The 18,253-nt window shown below is 70.2% G+C and carries 17 protein-coding genes and 5 tRNA genes; 5 read left to right on the top strand and 17 right to left on the bottom strand.

Annotation, left to right across the window (positions count from 1 at the left end; translation table 11 throughout):
- Positions 1 to 52: 52 nt before the first annotated feature.
- Positions 53 to 493, top strand: a complete 441-nt coding sequence (locus tag ABZ930_RS18970) for a DUF3515 domain-containing protein (protein WP_361549203.1) — start codon at positions 53 to 55, stop codon at positions 491 to 493.
- 19 nt (positions 494 to 512) lie between these two features.
- On the opposite strand, the gene ABZ930_RS18965 is transcribed toward ABZ930_RS18970, so the two are convergent.
- The 3 genes from ABZ930_RS18965 to ABZ930_RS18955 form a co-directional block, all read right to left on the bottom strand.
- Positions 513 to 1,616, bottom strand: coding sequence for a D-alanine--D-alanine ligase family protein (locus tag ABZ930_RS18965; protein ID WP_361549201.1), 1,104 nt, complete (start codon positions 1,614 to 1,616; stop codon positions 513 to 515).
- A 171-nt stretch (positions 1,617 to 1,787) separates the two neighbouring features.
- Positions 1,788 to 2,798, bottom strand: coding sequence for an NAD(P)H-dependent glycerol-3-phosphate dehydrogenase (locus tag ABZ930_RS18960; protein ID WP_361549096.1), 1,011 nt, complete (start codon positions 2,796 to 2,798; stop codon positions 1,788 to 1,790).
- Positions 2,795 to 3,610 carry a lysophospholipid acyltransferase family protein gene (locus ABZ930_RS18955; protein ID WP_361549094.1) on the bottom strand — a complete coding sequence of 272 codons (816 nt, stop codon included), beginning with the start codon at positions 3,608 to 3,610 and terminating at the stop codon, positions 2,795 to 2,797. Before ABZ930_RS18955 ends, ABZ930_RS18960 begins: the two co-directional genes overlap by 4 nt.
- 136 nt (positions 3,611 to 3,746) lie before the next feature.
- On the opposite strand from ABZ930_RS18955, the gene cofC reads away from it, so the two are divergent.
- Both cofC and ABZ930_RS18945 read left to right on the top strand, forming a co-directional pair.
- A complete protein-coding gene (gene cofC / locus ABZ930_RS18950; protein ID WP_361549093.1) occupies positions 3,747 to 4,382 on the top strand; it encodes a 2-phospho-L-lactate guanylyltransferase in 636 nt (211 codons plus the stop codon).
- A gap of 13 nt (positions 4,383 to 4,395) precedes the next feature.
- A complete protein-coding gene (locus ABZ930_RS18945) occupies positions 4,396 to 4,599 on the top strand; it encodes a hypothetical protein (RefSeq protein ID WP_361549092.1) in 204 nt (67 codons plus the stop codon).
- Between the two features lie 102 nt (positions 4,600 to 4,701).
- On the opposite strand, the gene ABZ930_RS18940 is transcribed toward ABZ930_RS18945, so the two are convergent.
- From ABZ930_RS18940 to leuC, 4 genes are all read right to left on the bottom strand, one after another.
- On the bottom strand, positions 4,702 to 5,391 hold the full coding sequence (locus tag ABZ930_RS18940; RefSeq protein WP_111668171.1) for an HU family DNA-binding protein: 690 nt from the start codon (positions 5,389 to 5,391) through the stop codon (positions 4,702 to 4,704).
- 132 nt (positions 5,392 to 5,523) lie between these two features.
- On the bottom strand, positions 5,524 to 5,763 hold the full coding sequence (locus ABZ930_RS18935) for a hypothetical protein (RefSeq protein WP_361549090.1): 240 nt from the start codon (positions 5,761 to 5,763) through the stop codon (positions 5,524 to 5,526).
- A 286-nt stretch (positions 5,764 to 6,049) separates the two neighbouring features.
- Positions 6,050 to 6,643 carry a 3-isopropylmalate dehydratase small subunit gene (gene leuD, locus ABZ930_RS18930; RefSeq protein ID WP_361549088.1) on the bottom strand — a complete coding sequence of 198 codons (594 nt, stop codon included), beginning with the start codon at positions 6,641 to 6,643 and terminating at the stop codon, positions 6,050 to 6,052.
- A 6-nt stretch (positions 6,644 to 6,649) separates the two neighbouring features.
- A complete protein-coding gene (gene leuC / locus ABZ930_RS18925) occupies positions 6,650 to 8,083 on the bottom strand; it encodes a 3-isopropylmalate dehydratase large subunit (RefSeq protein ID WP_361549086.1) in 1,434 nt (477 codons plus the stop codon).
- Positions 8,084 to 8,273: 190 nt separating this feature from the next.
- On the opposite strand from leuC, the gene ndgR reads away from it, so the two are divergent.
- Positions 8,274 to 8,990, top strand: a complete 717-nt coding sequence (gene ndgR / locus ABZ930_RS18920; RefSeq protein ID WP_055552755.1) for an IclR family transcriptional regulator NdgR — start codon at positions 8,274 to 8,276, stop codon at positions 8,988 to 8,990.
- A 160-nt stretch (positions 8,991 to 9,150) separates the two neighbouring features.
- Here the strand turns inward: ndgR and ABZ930_RS18915 are convergent.
- From ABZ930_RS18915 to ABZ930_RS18870, 10 genes are all read right to left on the bottom strand, one after another.
- Positions 9,151 to 9,223: transfer RNA gene (locus ABZ930_RS18915), tRNA-Glu, on the bottom strand.
- A 40-nt stretch (positions 9,224 to 9,263) separates the two neighbouring features.
- Positions 9,264 to 9,335, bottom strand: a tRNA-Gln gene (locus ABZ930_RS18910).
- Between the two features lie 31 nt (positions 9,336 to 9,366).
- Positions 9,367 to 9,439 (bottom strand) — tRNA-Glu (locus tag ABZ930_RS18905).
- Between the two features lie 63 nt (positions 9,440 to 9,502).
- Positions 9,503 to 9,575: transfer RNA gene (locus ABZ930_RS18900), tRNA-Glu, on the bottom strand.
- A 42-nt stretch (positions 9,576 to 9,617) separates the two neighbouring features.
- Positions 9,618 to 9,689, bottom strand: a tRNA-Gln gene (locus ABZ930_RS18895).
- A gap of 89 nt (positions 9,690 to 9,778) precedes the next feature.
- Entirely contained in the window at positions 9,779 to 10,522 is a 744-nt protein-coding gene (locus tag ABZ930_RS18890) for an HAD family hydrolase (RefSeq protein ID WP_361549084.1), read from the bottom strand.
- A gap of 18 nt (positions 10,523 to 10,540) precedes the next feature.
- Positions 10,541 to 11,209 carry a DUF4241 domain-containing protein gene (locus tag ABZ930_RS18885; RefSeq protein WP_361549082.1) on the bottom strand — a complete coding sequence of 223 codons (669 nt, stop codon included), beginning with the start codon at positions 11,207 to 11,209 and terminating at the stop codon, positions 10,541 to 10,543.
- Between the two features lie 128 nt (positions 11,210 to 11,337).
- A complete protein-coding gene (gene gltX / locus ABZ930_RS18880; protein ID WP_361549080.1) occupies positions 11,338 to 12,822 on the bottom strand; it encodes a glutamate--tRNA ligase in 1,485 nt (494 codons plus the stop codon).
- A complete protein-coding gene (locus tag ABZ930_RS18875; RefSeq protein ID WP_361549078.1) occupies positions 12,815 to 13,612 on the bottom strand; it encodes a fumarylacetoacetate hydrolase family protein in 798 nt (265 codons plus the stop codon). The genes gltX and ABZ930_RS18875 overlap by 8 nt, the downstream gene beginning before the upstream one ends.
- An 85-nt stretch (positions 13,613 to 13,697) precedes the next feature.
- Positions 13,698 to 13,886, bottom strand: coding sequence for a hypothetical protein (locus ABZ930_RS18870; RefSeq protein ID WP_351450398.1), 189 nt, complete (start codon positions 13,884 to 13,886; stop codon positions 13,698 to 13,700).
- A gap of 561 nt (positions 13,887 to 14,447) precedes the next feature.
- Here ABZ930_RS18870 and ABZ930_RS18865 point away from each other — a divergent pair.
- Positions 14,448 to 18,248 carry a nitrate- and nitrite sensing domain-containing protein gene (locus ABZ930_RS18865; RefSeq protein ID WP_361549076.1) on the top strand — a complete coding sequence of 1,267 codons (3,801 nt, stop codon included), beginning with the start codon at positions 14,448 to 14,450 and terminating at the stop codon, positions 18,246 to 18,248.
- Positions 18,249 to 18,253 lie beyond the last annotated feature (5 nt).

Raw genomic sequence — 18,253 nt, 5'->3', positions numbered from 1 at the left:
TCGTCCTGGCCGTGTCCGCCGCGTTCTTGTCGGGGCGTCGGCACTGTCGTTGCTGGTCGCCGCCGTCGCCGGGTGCTCCACGACGGACGATGCTCCCGAGGCCGCGGTTCCCACGCCGGAGGCGTCGGTCGCGAAGCTGTGCCGGAACCTGGACAAGGTGCTGCCGCAGGAACTCGACGGATTCGAGCGCAACGATCCCGAACCGAGTTCCGAGCTCACCGCGGCGTGGGGAAGCCCCGCGATCATACTGCGCTGCGGTGTGCCCTGGCCCGACGCGGCAGCCGACAGCAAGAGCAACCCGGCGACCGTCAACGGCGTGGAGTGGATCGTGGAGGAACTCGACAGCGGCGCGCAGCGGATGACGACGGGCAGCCGTCTCGCCTACATAGAGGTGACGATCCCCGAGGACCAGGTCTCCCGGGTCGGCGCGGGGCCCCTGGTCGACCTGGCCAAGCCCATCAAGAAGGCGATCCCCAAGGGGATCGCCGACTAGCCGGTCACGCGGGATCCGGTTACCGCAGGCCCGTCGAGCGGCGCAGCGCGGCCTGGAGGAGGCGGTCCACGAGCTCCGGGTAGCTGACGCCGGTCTCCTGCCACATGCGCGGGTACATGGAGATCGGGGTGAAGCCGGGCAGGGTGTTGATCTCGTTGATCACGAACTCCCCGTCCTCCGTGAGGAAGAAGTCCGCGCGGACGATCCCCTCGCAGGACACCGCCTCGAACGCCTCGACGGCGAGCCGGCGCACCTCGGCCGTCTCCTCGTCGGTCAGCGGCGCGGGCACGATCCCGGTCGCGGAGTCGATGTACTTGGCCTCGAAGTCGTAGAAGTCGTGGGCCTGCACCGGCGGGATCTCGGCGGGGACGGAGGCGCGCGGCCCGTCCTCGAACTCGAGGACACCGCACTCGATCTCGCGGCCGACGATGCCCGCCTCGATGATGACCTTCGGGTCGTGGGCGCGCGCCGTCTCCATCGCCTCGTCGAGGCCGTCGAAGGACTCGACCTTGGTGATGCCGAACGACGAGCCGGCCCGGGCGGGCTTCACGAACAGCGGCCACCCGTGCTCACCGACGAAGTCGGCGACGCGGCGGCGGGCGCCCTCCTGCTCGCGCTCCCACTCGCGCGGCCGGATCACCAGATACGGGCCGACCTTCAGCCCGAAGGAGGTGAAGATCCGCTTCATGTACTCCTTGTCCTGGCCGACGGCCGAGGAGAGCACACCGCAGCCGACGTAGGGCGTCCCGGACAGGTCCAGGAGTCCCTGGATCGTGCCGTCCTCGCCGTACGGGCCGTGCAGCACCGGGAAGACCACGTCCACGTCGCCGAGCGCCTTGGGCACGGAGCCGGGCTCGGTGTAGACGACCTCGCGCGACGACGGGTCGACCGGGAGCACCACGCCGCCCTCGGGCGACTCCGCGAGGTCCGCCACGTCCGGGACCCGGCGGTCGCTGATGGCCATCCGCTCGGGGTCGTCGGACGTCAGCGCCCAACGCCCCTCGCGCGTGATGCCGATCGGCAGGACGTCGTACTTGGAGCGGTCGATCGCGCGGAGCACGGCGCCCGCCGTGACGACGGAGACCCCGTGCTCGGAGCTGCGGCCGCCGAAGACGACGGCCACCCGCGGCTTCTGCCCGCTCGACGAAGCGTCCGACGAGGCGCCCGAGGACGCGGTGGACGCAGGGCTCTGGGGAAGGTTCTCGCTGCTCATATCGCGTTGAGCGTACCTGCTGGTAGTACGAGAGTCAGCGCCCCCGGAGCCCCCGTCGTGCCGCGGCCCGCGGGCCGTCGCTCAGCGTCGTTCGGGCTTGGCGGAGCGCGACATCAGCTCCTTCACGGCGACCACCGGGGGCTTGCCCTCGTGGACGATCGCGACGACGGTCTCCGTGATCGGCATGTCGACACCGTGACGGCGTGCCAGTTCCAGCACGGACTCGCAGGACTTGACGCCCTCGGCGGTCTGCTTGGTGACCGCGATGGTCTCCTCCAGCGTCATGCCCTTGCCGAGGTTGGTGCCGAAGGTGTGGTTGCGCGACAGCGGGGAGGAACAGGTGGCCACCAGGTCACCGAGTCCGGCGAGACCGGAGAAGGTGAGCGGGTCCGCGCCCATGGCCAGGCCGAGCCGCGTCGTCTCCGCGAGCCCGCGCGTGATGAGCGAGCCCTTGGTGTTGTCGCCCAGGCCCATTCCGTCCGCGATGCCGACGGCGAGCCCGATGACGTTCTTGACCGCGCCGCCGAGCTCGCAGCCGACCACGTCGGTGTTGGTGTAGGGCCTGAAGTACGGGGTGTGGCAGGCGACTTGGAGGCGCTGGGCGACGGCCTCGTCGCGGCAGGCGACCACCGCGGCGGCGGGCTGGCGGGCGGCGATCTCGCGGGCGAGGTTCGGCCCGGTCACGATCGCGATCCGCTCCTGCGGCACCTTCGCGACATCGGCGATGACCTCGCTCATGCGCATCGCCGAGCCGAGCTCGACGCCCTTCATGAGCGAGACGAGCACGGTGTCGGGGGCGAGGAGCGGCGCCCAGTCCGCGAGGTTCTCGCGCAGGGTCTGCGAGGGCACCGCGAGCACCGTGAAATCGGCGTCGGCGGCGGCCTCGGCGGCGTCCGACGTCGCCCGGACGTTCGCCGGGAGTTCCACGCCGGGCAGGTAATCCGGGTTCGTACGGGTGGAGTTGATGGCCTCGGCGAGCTCGGCGCGGCGGCCCCACAGTGTGACATCGCACCCCGCGTCCGCCAGCACCATGCCGAACGCCGTGCCCCAGGAACCGGTCCCGAAGACGGCGGCCTTCACGGGTCGGGTCACTTGCTGCTCTCCTCCGTCGTACCGCCTGATGCCGAACTCCCGCTGCTCGCCTGCGACTTGTCGCGCTCCTGCGCCGCGCCGTCCTGCAGCTTGCGGCGCTGCGCGATGCGCGCTTCACGCGGGTCGTAGCGCTTCTGCGGAGCATTCTCGCCGCGCAACCGCTCCACCTCGGCGGTGATCGCGGTCATGATGACCTCGGTCGCCTCCTTGAGCAGTTCCGGCGTGATCTCTTTGTCGTAGAAAGCCGTCAGATCGACGGGTTCGCCGGCGAGGACATGGTGGGTCTTACGGGGGAAGAAGTCGGGCTTCTTCGCATAGGGCGCCAGTGCGTCGGTGGCCCCCCACTGACCGACGGGAATCACCGGGCATTTTGTCTGCAGGGCCACGCGGGCGACACCGGTCTTACCGGTCATCGGCCACAGTTCCGGATCGCGGGTGAGCGTTCCCTCCGGATAGAAGGCGACGCACTCTCCGCGCTCCACGGCGTCGATCGCGGCACGGAACGCGCTCAGCGCGTTCGTGGACTCTCGATAGACGGGAATCTGGCCGGTGCCCCGCATCGCGGCGCCCACGAACCCCTTCTTGAAGAGGCCGTGCTTGGCGAGGAAACGCGGGACTCGTCCGGTGTTGTACTGATAGTGCGCGTAGAGGAACGGGTCCAGATGCGAATTGTGGTTCACCGCGGTGATAAATCCGCCGTCGGCAGGAATGTTCTCCATTCCGCGCCAGTCCCGCTTGAACAGAACCACCAGCGGCGGTTTGCACAGGACCGCAGCGAAGCGGTACCAGAAGCCGATTCTGCGGCGGGACACTCGGACACCTTCCTCTAGGACCATGCAGGCAGGGCCTGGCGGGGCCGCACAAGTGTCGCCCCGGACCACTGGTCTGTCGAGAACACCGTACGCCCGCCCGAACGGGCGCACCTCATGCACAGGTCACAATAGGCGCGTGCAGTGGACCCTGGTGATACCGCTGAAACCGTTGGTGCGTGCCAAAAGCAGGCTCGCGCCCGCGGCCGGCGACGCCCTGCGGCCCGGTCTCGCCCTGGCATTCGCCCAGGACACCGTGGCCGCCGCAACGGCCTGCGCGGCGGTGCGCGATGTGGTGGTCGTCACGGACGACGCCCGCGCCGGGCACGAACTGGCGGCCCTCGGCGCCGTGGTCGTGCCCGACACGCCCCAGGCGGGCCTCAATGCCGCTCTCGCGCACGGAGAGACGGTTGTACGTGCCACGCGTCCCCGGGCGCCCCTGGCGGCCCTGAACGCCGATCTGCCGTCGCTGCGCCCCACGGAATTGGCCCGCGTTCTCACCGCGGCCGCCGCATTCCCCCGGGCATTTCTGCCCGACGCGGCGGGAATCGGCACCACTCTGTTGTCCGCGGCACCCGGCACGGAATTGCTCCCCGCTTTCGGCGCGGCCTCCCGCGCCCGCCACCGGGCGTCCGGCGCCGCGGAACTCCCGCTCGACGGCGTCGGCTCGGTCCGCCAGGACGTGGACACCGGCGACGACCTGCGGGCGGCGCTGGCCCTGGGGGTCGGTCCGTACACGGCGAAGGCCGCGGCGGGGCTCCTCCTGGTCGACTGAGTACGCTGCCTGCATGCAGGCCACCGCGTACACGTACGACCCCGAGACCCGCTCCGGCAGCGTCCTTCTGGACGACGGCACCCCGGTGCCCTTCGGTACCGACGCCTTCGACGCGGGCGGGCTGCGTCTGCTCCGCCCCGGCCAGCGGGTCCGCATCGAGGTGCAGCCCACGAAGGACACGCCGACCATCACACTCATCACCCTGCAGACCTTCTGAGCCCCTGAAACACCGCGGGCCGGGCTCCCCGAGGGGAGCCCGGCCCGGCGCGTGAGCTGCCTTGTGGCGTACGCCCAAGAAGGCGACCTCGGAGAGGAGGTCCTACTTCTTGCGCGCGGTGGCCTTCTTGGCGGTGGTCTTGCGCGCAGTCGACTTCTTGGCGGGCGCCTTCTTGGCCGTGGCCTTCTTGGCGGGCGCCGTCTTCTTCGCGGTGGCCTTCTTGGCGGTGGCCGCCTTCTTCGCCGGAGCCGCCTTCTTGGCCGCGGCGGTGGTCTTCTTCGCGGCCGCCGAGGTCTTCTTGGCGGTGGCGGTGGCCTTCTTCGCGGTGGCCTTCTTCGCGGCGGCCGCCGTGGTCTTCTTCGTGGCGGTGGTCTTCTTCGCCGGGGTGGCCTTCTTGGCGGCGGCCTTCTTGGCCGTCGTCTTCTTGGCCGCGGCCTTCTTGACCGTCGCCGAAGCGCCGCCGGTCAGGCTGCCCTTGGGCGCCTTCTTGACCGCGACATCGTTCTTCGGGAGCTTCTTCGAACCCGCGACGAGGTCCTTGAAGCCCTGGCCCGCACGGAAGCGCGGCACCGAGGTCTTCTTGACCCGCACGCGCTCACCCGTCTGCGGGTTACGGGCGTAACGGGCCGGACGGTCGACCTTCTCGAACGAACCGAAGCCGGTGACCGAGACGCGGTCACCGCTGACCACGGCACGGACGATGGCGTCGAGGACCGCGTCAACGGCCTCCGCGGCCTGCTGACGGCCGCCGACCTTGTCGGCAATCGCTTCTACGAGCTGCGCCTTGTTCACGTCTTCCCCTTCGGAGACATTGCCGGAGCGAATCTCTTTCGATCCGGCTTTTTCGCACGTTAGGCAGATATATACCGCAAATCAAACGCGAAACGGGCTAATCACCCTTGTGCCGCAACGAACTGGGCGGTCTCAGAGTTCCTCTTCAGAGCGGGAGCCCTCGTCGAAGTCGTCGAGGTCCGCCATGAATCGCTCCAGACGCCTCGCCGCGGCGGCGAGATCGTGTTTGGCCACGGCCGTAATGGCCAGCAGCTTCCGGGTCAGCGCCATCCGTACGCCCTCCGGGACTTGCAGTGAGCGCACTCGGGCGTGCGCTTCTTTGAGTTGGTCCGCGACCGCCGCGTACAGCTGGAGTTGGCCGTCGTGTTCCATGCACAGATTGTGCCATCTGGGGCGAGTTGTCGCCTCCGCAGGGGGTAACTCCCGCCCCACAAGGGCCTCCTGAGCCCTTCCGCGACGCGCCCGCCGGAAGCGGCGCCGAAACCCGCTTACCCCGGTAACGACCTTGGCATTCGCGGGAGTTGGGGACGCGGGAAGACCACCCGTTCAGGTCAGCCGACGGCTCCCGGGGCCGGACACAGAAGTACCCCCAACCGGTGCACGATTGGGGGTACGAGGCCTGTCGAAGTGGCCTGAATAAGCCTTGTCCGGCCGAGGGTCAGACCTGGAGCGTCCGCGGCTTGAAAGAGGGGCGCTTCTGCTCGTAAGCGGCGATGTCCGACTCGTTCTTCAGGGTGATGCTGATGTCGTCGAGCCCGTTCAGCAGCCGCCAGCGGGAATTCTCGTCCAGCTCGAAGGAGGCGGTGATGCCCTCCGCCCGAACTTCCCGCTCCTCCAGGTCGACCGTGATCTCGGCCTGCGGGTCGCTCTCCACGAGCTCCCACAGCGCGTCCACGACCTTCTGGTCCAGAACGACGGTGAGCAGACCGTTCTTGAGGGAGTTGCCGCGGAAGATGTCCGCGAACCGGGCGGAGATCACGGTCTTGAAGCCGTAGTTCTGCAGCGCCCACACGGCGTGCTCACGCGACGAACCCGTACCGAAGTCGGGACCGGCGACCAGCACCGTGGCGCCCTCGCGCTCCGGTTTGTTGAGCACGAACTCCGAGTCCTTGCGCCAGGCCTCGAACAGCCCGTCCTCGAACCCGTCCCGCGTCACCTTCTTGAGCCAGTGAGCAGGGATGATCTGGTCGGTGTCGACGTTCGAGCGGCGCAGCGGGACGGCCCGGCCGGTGTGCTTGGTGAATGCTTCCATGACTGATCAGACTCCAGCGGGCGTACGGTCGGCGGGCGCATCCGAGAGGTCCGCCGGGGAGGCGAGGTGGCCCAGCACGGCGGTGGCGGCGGCGACCTGGGGCGAGACCAGGTGGGTGCGGCCGCCCTTGCCCTGCCGGCCCTCGAAGTTGCGGTTGGAGGTGGACGCGGAGCGCTCGCCGGGGGCGAGTTGGTCCGGGTTCATGCCCAGGCACATGGAACAGCCCGCGTACCGCCATTCGGCGCCGGCGTCCTTGAAGACCTGGTCCAGGCCCTCGGCAGCGGCCTCGAGACCGACCCGGGCCGAGCCCGGGACGACCAGCATCCGTACGCCGTCGGCGACTTTGCGGCCCTTGACGATGTCGGCGACGGCCCGCAGGTCCTCGATACGGCCATTGGTGCACGAGCCTACGAAGACGGTGTCGACCTTGACGTCGCGCAGCGCCTGCCCGGCCTCCAACCCCATGTACTCCAGGGCCTTTTCGGCGGCGAGGCGCTCCGAAGCGTCTTCGTACGAAGCCGGGTCGGGGACGTTCGCCGAAAGGGGCGCGCCCTGGCCCGGGTTGGTGCCCCAGGTGACGAACGGGGACAGCTCGTCGGCCTTGATGAAGACCTCGGCGTCGAAGACCGCGTCGTCGTCCGTGCGCAGCGTCTTCCAGTACGCGACCGCGGCGTCCCAGTCCTCGCCCTTGGGGGCGTGCTCGCGGCCCTCCAGATAGGCGAACGTGGTCGCGTCCGGGGCGATCATGCCCGCGCGGGCGCCGGCCTCGATCGACATGTTGCAGATGGTCATGCGGGCTTCCATCGACAGCTTCTCGATGGCGGAGCCGCGGTACTCCAGGACGTAGCCCTGGCCGCCGCCCGTGCCGATCTTCGCGATGATGGCGAGGATCAGGTCCTTGGCGGTGACGCCCTCGGGCAGTTCGCCGTCGACCGTGATGGCCATGGTCTTCGGGCGCGCCATCGGCAGCGTCTGCGTGGCGAGCACGTGCTCGACCTGCGAGGTGCCGATGCCGAACGCCAGGCCGCCGAAGGCGCCGTGCGTGGACGTGTGCGAGTCGCCGCAGACGACCGTCATACCCGGCTGCGTCAGGCCCAGCTGCGGGCCCACGACGTGCACGACGCCCTGCTCGACGTCGCCCAGGGAGTGCAGGCGCACCCCGAACTCGGCGGCGTTCTTGCGCAGCGTCTCCAGCTGCACGCGCGAGACCGGGTCGGCGATCGGCTTGTCGATGTCGAGGGTCGGGGTGTTGTGATCCTCGGTGGCGATGGTGAGGTCGAGCCGCCGCACCTGGCGACCGGTCTTGCGCAGACCGTCGAAGGCCTGCGGGCTGGTCACCTCGTGCAGCAGGTGCAGATCGATGAAGAGGAGGTCGGGCTCGCCCTCGGCGCGCCGGACGACGTGGTCGTCCCAGACCTTCTCCGCGAGTGTCCTACCCATCGCTTTCCCTCCGGCCGGCGAGTGTGAGCCGGCCCAACTAGAGATTCGGGGATCGCCGACATCCGTACCCCTCGTACCGGACGTCAGCGGCCGGGCCCACTTGGTCAGCGGGCCGGTGTGACATCCAGAGTGGCAAGTTCCACGGGAAATTGAACTTGCGTTTCACAGAGTGAGACGGGAGTATCGACGCATGGACAACAGTAGCGGCGTCGGCGTTCTGGACAAGGCAGCCCTTGTCCTGGGCGCCCTGGAGTCCGGACCCGCGACCCTAGCTGGCCTTGTCGCGGCCACCGGATTGGCAAGACCCACAGCCCATCGCCTGGCGGTGGCCCTGGAGCACCACCGCATGGTGGCGCGCGACATGCAGGGCCGTTTCATTCTCGGCCCGCGCCTCGCGGAGCTCGCGGCGGCGGCCGGCGAGGACCGCCTGCTGGCGACGGCGGGTCCGGTGCTCACACATCTGCGGGACGTGACGGGCGAGAGCGCCCAGCTCTATCGCCGCCAGGGCGACATGCGCATCTGCGTCGCCGCGGCGGAGCGGCTGTCCGGCCTGCGGGACACGGTGCCGGTCGGCTCGACCCTCACCATGAAGGCAGGGTCCTCCGCGCAGATCCTGATGGCCTGGGAGGAGCCGGAGCGTCTGCACCGGGGCCTCCAGGGAGCCCGCTTCACGGCGACGGCCCTGTCGGGCGTACGACGCCGTGGCTGGGCCCAGTCGATCGGCGAGCGCGAGCCGGGCGTCGCGTCCGTCTCGGCGCCGGTGCGCGGCCCGTCGAACCGGGTGGTGGCCGCCGTCTCGGTCTCCGGTCCGATCGAGCGCCTGACGCGCCATCCGGGCCGGATGCACGCCCAGGCCGTCATCGACGCCGCGGGCCGCCTCTCCGAGGCCCTGCGCCGCACGGGCTGATCCCCGACTCCCCCGCCCCTTCCGCTCATCCCCGGCCGGTCGCTTCAACGCCGCAGCGACCGGCCGGAGTTGTGTCCACGGGGCCCCAACTCCCCCGGGCGGTACGACGGTCGAACGACAAGAGGCCCTTCCCGCACTCGGGAAGGGCCTCTTCGTCTTGTACCCCCGACCGGATTCGAACCGGCGCTACCGCCTTGAGAGGGCGGCGTGCTAGGCCGCTACACAACGGGGGCCTTGCGGATCAGATCCGCGGGTGCAGATGAGCTCTGCGAGCTGGCCTACCAGGACTCGAACCTAGAATGACGGTACCAGAAACCGTAGTGTTGCCAATTACACCATAGGCCATGGTGGTTTAGACCATATTGGTTTAGACCAGTACCCCCGACCGGATTCGAACCGGCGCTACCGCCTTGAGAGGGCGGCGTGCTAGGCCGCTACACAACGGGGGCCCTAGCGATCCTGCATCAAGGTCGGCGGGAGCTACCCATAGCCGTCCTCGCGGGAAGGATCTGTACCCCCGACCGGATTCGAACCGGCGCTACTGCCTTGAGAGGGCAGCGTGCTAGGCCGCTACACAACGGGGGCTTTGTGGATCTGGAATCCACGGTTGCAGATGAGCTCTGCGAGCTGGCCTACCAGGACTCGAACCTAGACTAACGGAACCAGAAACCGTCGTGCTGCCAATTACACCATAGGCCACCGTGACGCCATCCCCTGGGGGACTTTGCTCGGCTTGCGCTTGTGGGGTTCGGGGCTTTCGGCCCGCTCCCCTCGGCGCAGGAAGAACATTACCCGAAGGTGTCCGGCGCTCCAAAACGGGTATCGCCGACCAGCAGCGGAGCCAGCTGGTCGAGGCCGGTGATGCGGGTGAGTTCGGGTCGGCCGCCCTGTTCCGCGCGGTCCAACCAGATGCCGGTGAGGCCCGCCTCGACCGCTCCCCTGGCGTCGGTGTCCGGCTGGTCGCCGACGTACGCGACCTCGTGCGGGTCCAGGGACAGCTCCGCGCAGACGGCGTGGAAGGCGGCGGGCTCCGGTTTCGCGACGCCCAGTTCTGCCGCGCAGAGCACCGCCTCGAAGCGGTCGCGGACGCCGAGGACGCGGAGCTTGCGGTCCTGGTTGTGCAGCGAGGAGTTGGAGAGCACCGCGTGGCGGTGGGTGCCGGCGAGGGCGTCGAGGGCCGGCACGGTGTCGGGGAAGAGCGCCCAGGCCGCCTCGTAGTGGCCCAGGTAGCGGGTGAACCAGGCGTCCGCCTCCGGGTCCGTCAGCGTGCGCCCCACGAAGGCGCGCACCCGGTCCCTGCGCTGGCTCTCCCAGTCCGTCTCGCCCGCCTCGAAGCGCGCCCAGTGCTCGCGCGTCAGGGCCTTCCAGCGGGTGAGGGCCTGCTCGGCGCTGCCGTGGTCGGCCAGCAGGCCCTCGGCGGTGAGGTGGCCGCGCATACCGACCGTGTCGGCGGTCGCGTAGTCGAAGATCGTGTCGTCGATGTCCCAGACGACCGCCTTGATCGGTGAGGGCGAGGGCGCAGTCAGCGGCATGGGACGAACGTACGTCGATCAGTCGCCGTTCGGCTCCTCGATCACGAAGAAGTCCGTGACGAAGCAGGCCACCTCACCGCTCGCGGTGCGGCCGATCCAGGTGGGGTAGGCGCCGTCGCCCCAGCCGGAGCCGAACGCGGCCACCGTGTGGCCTGTGGAGGGCGAGGTGACCAGGTAGGGCCCGGGCGCGTGATCGCACTCCTCGAAGGCGTCCCAGAGCGGACCCTCGTCGCCCTCGCACTCGGGGAACGAGGCGTCGGACTCGACGTCGTAGAAGCAGCCGGTGCCGGCGTCCACTCCGTAGCCGAAGTACTCGTCGTCGGCGAGGTCGGACGTGTCCTGGCCGGGCTGCAGGGCGTGCTCCCAGGTCACGGCGGGCTCGTCGCGTATGACGAGGCGGGCCGCGGCCACCCGCTCGTGCGGCCGGTCGGACGGCGGCTCGCCGGGGGTGACGAGGGTGGCGACCGCCGCGTCGACCCGGTAGCGGCCGGGTGCCACCGAGACCGCGAAGGGCTCGCACTCGCCGGAGCCGAGCGCGATGAACGGATCGCCCGCGACGACCCGCCCCGAGGGCAGCCACAGCTCTCCGGCGGTCCGCACGTCGACCGTGCCGACCAGGCCCGACGTCAGGGTGAAGGTGTGACCGGCGGTGAAGTAGCGCGCGTAGTCGCGAGCGGGCATCGGCATGGTGGCGGCTCTCCGGGATGGCGTGGCAGGAGGTGACGGGTGACGTCTGCACCGTAGTGCCCGGTACCGACAACGCCGGAGGGGCGGCCCCGGATCGACCGGGTGCCGCCCCTCGGACGTGCAGACGCTTACGCGGTGAGCTTGGCCAGCGCCGCGTCGATGCGGGTCAGCGTGGTGTCCTTGCCCAGGATCTCCAGGGACTCGAAGAGGGGCAGGCCGACGGTGCGGCCGGTGACGGCGACGCGGACCGGGGCCTGGGCCTTGCCGAGCTTGAGGCCGTGGGCCTCGCCGGCGGCCAGGACCGCCTCCTTGAGGGACTCGGGGGACGTCCAGTCGGCCGCCTCGAGCTTCTCGCGGGCGGTGACGAGCAGGGCGTCGGAGCCCTCCTTCATCGCCTTCGTCCAGCTCGCCTCGTCCGTGGCGGGCTCGGCGAGGAAGAGGAAGTCGACGTTGTCCGTGATCTCGGAGAGGACCTTGAGGCGGGTCTGGGCGTGGGGGGCGATCGCCGCCCACTTCGCCTCGTCGAAGTCCTCGGGGGCCCACGGCGCGAACGGCGCCTTCAGCCACGGCTCGCAGCGCGCCGCGAATTCCTTGGGGTCGAGCAGGCGGATGTGGTCGCCGTTGATCGACTCGCACTTCTTGAGGTCGAAGCGGGCCGGGTTCGGCTGGACGTCCTTCACGTCGAAGGCCGCCACCATCTCGTCGATCGAGAAGATGTCGCGGTCCGCCGAGAGGGACCAGCCGAGCAGCGAGAGGTAGTTGAGCAGGCCCTCGGGGAGGAAGCCGCGCTCACGGTAGAGGTTCAGGGAGCTCTGCGGGTCGCGCTTGCTGAGCTTCTTGTTGCCCTCGCCCATCACGTACGGCAGGTGACCGAAGAGCGGCGTGGCCTTCGCCAGGCCCAGCTCGGTCAGCGCCTCGAAGAGGGCGATCTGCCGCGGGGTGGAGGAGAGCAGGTCCTCGCCGCGCAGGACGTGGGTGATCTCCATCAGGGCGTCGTCGACCGGGTTGACGAGCGTGTACAGCGGCGCGCCGTTCGCGCGGACGATGCCGTAGTCCGGCACGTTCTCCGGCTCGTACGAGATGTCGCCGCGGACCAGGTCCGTGAACGTGATCGTCTTGTCGGGCATCCGGAAGCGGACGATCGGCTTGCGGCCCTCCGCCTCGTAGGCCGCCTTCTGCTCGGCCGAGAGGTCGCGGCAGTGGCCGTCGTAGCCGGACGGCTTGCCGGCGGCGCGGGCGGCGTCGCGGCGGGCGTCCAGCTCCTCCGTGGAGCAGTAGCAGGGGTAGGCCTTGCCGGCGGCGAGCAGCTTGTCGGCGACGTCCTTGTAGATGTCCATGCGCTGCGACTGCCGGTACGGGGCGTGCGGGCCGCCGACCTCGGGGCCCTCGTCCCAGTCGAAGCCGAGCCAGCGCATCGCCTCGAGCAGCTGCTCGTACGACTCCTCGCTGTCGCGGGCCGCGTCGGTGTCCTCGATGCGGAAGACCAGGGTGCCCTGGTTGTGGCGCGCGAAGGCCCAGTTGAACAGGGCGGTGCGGACCAGGCCCACGTGCGGGTTACCGGTGGGCGAGGGACAGAAACGGACACGAACGGGAGACGCTGCTGCGCTAGCCACGCTTGACAACCTTGTTGGTGAGAGTGCCGATGCCTTCGATGGTGACGGCGACCTCGTCGCCGACGTTCAGGGGGCCGACCCCTTCCGGGGTGCCCGTGAGGATGACGTCGCCCGGCAGGAGCGTCATGGCCTCGGAGATGTTGACGATCAGGTCCTCGATGGACGTGATCATGTCGGAGGTACGTCCGAGCTGGCGCTGCGTGCCGTTGACCGTGCACTGGATCGTGAGGTCGGAGGCCTGGGCGAGGGAGAGGTCCGTCTCGACCCAGGGGCCCAGCGGGCAGGACGTGTCGAAGCCCTTGGCGCGGGCCCACTGCTTCTCGCGCTTCTGGACGTCGCGCGCGGTCACGTCGTTGGCGGCCGTGTAGCCGAAGACGACGTCCTTCACGCGCTCGCGCGGGACCTCGCGGCACATCCGGCCGATGACCACGGCCAGCTCGGCCTCGTGGTGCAGTTCCTGGGAGAAGCCCGGGTACTGGATCTCGTCGCCCGGGCCGATGACCGAGGTCGACGGCTTGAAGAAGGCGAAGGGTGCGTCCGGGACCTCGTTGCCCAGTTCCTTCGCGTGCTCCGCGTAGTTGCGGCCGAAGGCGATCACCTTGTTCGGGAGCACCGGGGGCAGCAGCCGGACCTTGCTGACCGGGACCTTCGTGCCGGAGAGCTCGAAGTCCGCGAACGGGATGCCCTTGATGATGTCGAGGACGAGCCCCTCGGTCGTCCCGGGTGGACTGTCGCCTTCGACCGCGCCGAAGGCGACGTTCCCGTCGATGGAGAATCTGGCGATGCGCACGGGTGGCTGCGCCCCTTTTGCTTGCGTTGGGCCCGGGTGGGATGTGACCGGTCCAGGCTAACGCGGTGGGGCCCCGCGGGGCGCGTCAGGCGGCCGGGGTGATCTCCGGGGCGACCATCAGGATCGTGCGCCGGGGGTTCGCCGTGTTCGTGGGGAGCGTCGCCGAGTGTTCCGGGACGGCCGGCGCTGCCTGGATCTCGTCGGCGTCCTTGAGGTGCGCCAGCGTCGTGCGGCGCGGGTTGGCGAGGTTGAGGGAGATCATCGTCGTCTTCATGACTGTGCTCAGGAACCTTCTCGGTTGTCGGGCGGGCCATCCCTGTAAAGCGTCAGGCTAAACATCTGATTCCCGTCGAAAGCCGGGAAGTTGCGATCGAGCTCGTGTGAGTTTGCTCACGAGCAGGTAGGCAAAAGGGACACTTCGACCCGTCAATCCTTGTATGGGAAACGGACATTGCGTGCCTGAAGCCACCATTCCGCTGCCGATCATGGCGACTGGGACACCCCCCGGCCGTAAGTGAAACGCCCGATGATGCCCGGTTTCTCCTAGATCATCTTCTACATCTGGTGATCCTCCCTGCACATGCGGTCACTGCGGGTAGGCCGGTTCCCTCGGGCCTTGTTGGAGATCCTGCACTGTGCTGGAATTCCCGGGACCGTCGCGGGATCGAACCGGCGCACCGGGCGCGAGACCGCGCCGGACTGCGGCGGGGTAGGGGGAACCAGCGCCGGTCACTCACGACCAACTGGGGGGCGTTCAGGTCGCCCCTCGAACTACGCCGACACCGTCTTGTCCGTCCTCGCGGGCGAGGCGCCTGGTCCAGAGGTTGCGACGCTAGTGCAGGGACGTAAGAACAGGGATGGCAGCGCTGCGGCGGAGCCGGAGCCGCGCGGCGGGACCGGCCCGATAGCCGGCGGTTCCCAGCCCCCGCACGCCCAGAACCCGGGACGCACGGCGTCCGTCGACGTCGGTGAGCGCGAGACGCGCTCCGCCACGACGGGCAAGCCCGCCGCGCCCACGGAGCCGCAGGCCAAGCCCAAGGCGCCCACGGGACCCGGCTCCCGGGTGGCACTGCGCAACTGGCGCATCTCGACCCGCCTTGTGTCGCTGCTGGCCCTGCCCGTGGTCGCGGCCACCTCGCTCGGCGCGCTGCGTATCGCCGAGTCCCTGAACGACATCGATCAGCTCGACAACATGAAGTTGTTGACCGAGATGACGAAGCAGGCCTCCGACCTGGCCTCCGCGCTGCAGACCGAGCGCGACCAGTCGGCGGGCCCGCTGGCCAACGACCCCAAGGCCGCCTCGACCAACTACGACGTCAAGCAGGCGCGTCAGGAGACCGACCGCTCCAGGACCGCCTTCCTCGACGGGACGTACGCCGTCGACGGCGACGACGAGTCGAGCCTCAAGGGCGTCCGCGACCACGCGGTGCAGATCGCCAAGCAGCTCAACGGGCTGAAGGAGATCCGCGCCGACGCCTTCGCCAAGGGGCGGCCGACCTCGCAGACCGTCGAGGCTTACAGCCGCATCATCGACAACCTGCTCTCGCTCTCCACCGACATGGCCCAGGCGACCAGCAGCCCGGAGATGATCGACCGCACGCGTTCGCTGGCCGCGTTCTCCAACGCCAAGGAGTACGCCTCCGAGCAGCGCGCCATCATCGCGGCCGCCCTGCCGGAGAACGGCAAGACGTTCGGCACCCTGACCGACACCGACCGGCTCTACGGTCAGGCCGCGATGGACGACCAGGACAACGCGCTCGTCTCCTTCCGCACGGTGTACGGCGAGGTCGCCGCGGAGGAGCTGCTCAAGCCGCTCACGGACAGCGACGCCACCATCAAGGCGGCGGACAACTACGCGGAGCGGGTCTTCACCCGTACCGACGGCATCAAGACGCAGGACAAGCGGTCGTACAAGGACTGGTACGACGCGGACTCCTCGCGCATCACGAAGATGTCGACCATCGAGACGACGCTGCTCAACGAGATGGAGCAGCAGGCCCGCGAGCTGCGCAGCGCCTCCGAGCGCCAGGCGATCATCAACGGTGCGCTGATCCTGCTCGTGCTCGGCGTCTCGCTCGTCGGCGCGTTCGTCGTGGCCCGGTCCATGATCCGCTCGCTGCGCCGGCTCCAGGACACCGCGACCAAGGTGGCCCAGGAGCGGCTGCCCGAGCTGGTCGCGCAGCTGTCCGAGGCGGACCCGCAGGACGTCGACACCTCCGTCGAGTCGGTCGGTGTGCACTCCCGGGACGAGATCGGCCAGGTGGCCGCGGCCTTCGACGACGTGCACCGCGAGGCCGTGCGTCTGGCCGCCGAGCAGGCCCTCCTGCGGGGCAACGTCAACGCGATGTTCACCAACCTCTCGCGCCGGTCCCAGGGTCTTATCCAGCGCCAGCTCTCGCTCATCTCCGAGCTGGAGTCGCGCGAGGCCGACCCGGACCAGCTCTCCTCGCTCTTCAAGCTCGACCACCTCGCGACCCGCATGCGCCGTAACGGTGAGAACCTCCTCGTTCTCGCCGGTGAGGAGCCGGGGCGCCGGTGGACGCGGCCCGTGCCGCTCGTCGACGTGCTGCGTGCCGCCGCGTCCGAGGTGGAGCAGTACGAGCGCATCGAGCTGGCCTCCGTGCCCGCCACGGACGTCGCCGGCCGCGTCGTCAACGACCTCGTGCACCTGCTCGCCGAGCTGCTGGAGAACGCGACGTCGTTCTCGTCGCCGCAGACCAAGGTCAAGGTCACCGGTCACGCGCTGCCCGACGGCCGCGTCCTGATCGAGATCCACGACACCGGCATCGGCCTCTCCCCCGAGGACCTCGCCGCGATCAACGAGCGGCTCGCGTCGCCGCCCACCGTGGACGTCTCGGTCTCGCGCCGCATGGGTCTGTTCGTGGTCGGCCGTCTGTCGCAGCGTCACGGCATCCGCATCCAGCTCCGTCCGTCGGACTCCGGCGGTACGACCGCGCTGGTCATGCTGCCCGTCGACGTCGCCCAGGGCGGCAAGAAGCTTCCCGGCAAGCCCGGTGGCCCGGGTGTCTCCGGCGGTCCCGCCGCCGCGCAGGCCGCGGCCGGTGTCGCCGCCGCGCGCCGCGGTGTCGGTCCGGGCGGTTCCGGTGGTCCCGGTGGTCCCGGTGCGGGCGGTCCCGGCGGTGGCGCCGCGGGCCGGCTCGGTGCCGGCCCCGGTGCGTCGCGGCCGCAGGTCGGCGCGGGCCAGGGCGGTCCACGTGCGGCGCTGCCCGCGCGCGACGGCGGTCCCCAGGCTCCCCAGGCCCCGCAGATGCCTCAGGCACCCCAGTCGCCCCAGGCCCCGCAGCCCGTGCGCGCCCAGCAGAACGACCCGCAGAACACCGGAGCCTTCAACGCGCCGGCTCCCGTCCCGCCGCAGCAGCGCACCCACAGCGCCCCCGGCGACCAGGGCCGCGGTCAGGGCCAGGGCCGGGGCGGACGCCCCGTGCTGCCCCCGCGCGGCGGCCCGCGCGCCGAGCTGCCGGGTGGCAACCCGCAGCCCCGCGTGCCGAGCTGGAGCGACGAGAACGCGCAGCCGAACCTCGACGCGCCCCGTGGGCACGAGGAGACCGACTCCATCGGCTCCGTCGACTCGACCACGCAGTTCCCCCGGATCCAGGACGAGCCGCAGGGCCAGGACCAGCACCCGGGCCAGGGCACCGGCCAGTTCGTCCGCGCGGACGTGTTCGGCGGCGCCCCGAACGGTGGCGCCCCGCAGAACAACGGCGGCTCGTACAACGGCGGCTCGTACGACAACGGCCAGGACTTCGGCGCCTTCCGCGACAACGGCCGGCAGGGACGTCAGGACCAGCCGGCACCGACGGGCCAGTTCCAGACCGGCCAGTTCCAGCCGGGTCAGTTCGAGACGGGCCAGTACGACACCGGCCGGACGGGTCAGTACGACACCGGCCAGTACGAGCGTCCGCAGGACCCCGCGAGCACCGGCCAGTTCGAGCGCCCGGCCGCCCCGCGCCAGCGCGGCGACTACGGCAACCAGGACCTCGGCAACCAGGGCGTCCCGGCGCAGCCCGCGCAGCAGCAGGGTTACCTGCCGCCGGCGGACCAGCCGGGCGACGGTCGTACGCCGCTGTACGACACCCTGGAGACCAACTGGTTCCACGGCCAGCAGCAGGCCCAGCAAGCACAGCAGGCGCCGCAGCAGTCCAGGCCGCAGGACCAGCAGCCGCGGCAGGGGCAGCAGCTCCCGCAGCGCGGTGGTCCGCAGCAGTCCGCCGCGCCGTCCCAGCCGCAGGCCCCCGCCGAGCCGCAGCGCCTGCGGGCGCGGGCCCCCGAGCCCACGTCGGCCGCGCCGGTCGCGCCCGACGCCGGACAGGACCAGGCGAACTGGCGTCAGTCCCCGAACGACGAACTGATGCGTCAGGCCGAGCGGGTCCGCAAGCCCGCGGCGGGCGGCGTCACCGTCTCGGGTCTGCCGCGTCGTGTCCCGCGGGCGAACCTCGTGGCGGGCACGGCCCAGGAACAGCAGCAGCACCAGGCCGGACCCCAGGTCTCTCGCGCGCCCGACGACGTGCGCGGACGGCTGACCAATCTCCGTCGGGGCATCCAGCAGGGCCGGCAGGCCGGAAACAGCGGCCAGACCGGCAGCTACCCTCGCCCCACTCACCAGCAGGAGCGTTAGTTGAG

Source organism: Streptomyces sp. NPDC046716 (genome assembly GCF_040645755.1).
GTDB lineage: Bacteria > Actinomycetota > Actinomycetes > Streptomycetales > Streptomycetaceae > Streptomyces.
The sequence above is the reverse complement of the archived record's forward strand: the minus strand, read 5'-3'. Positions and strand labels throughout refer to the sequence as shown.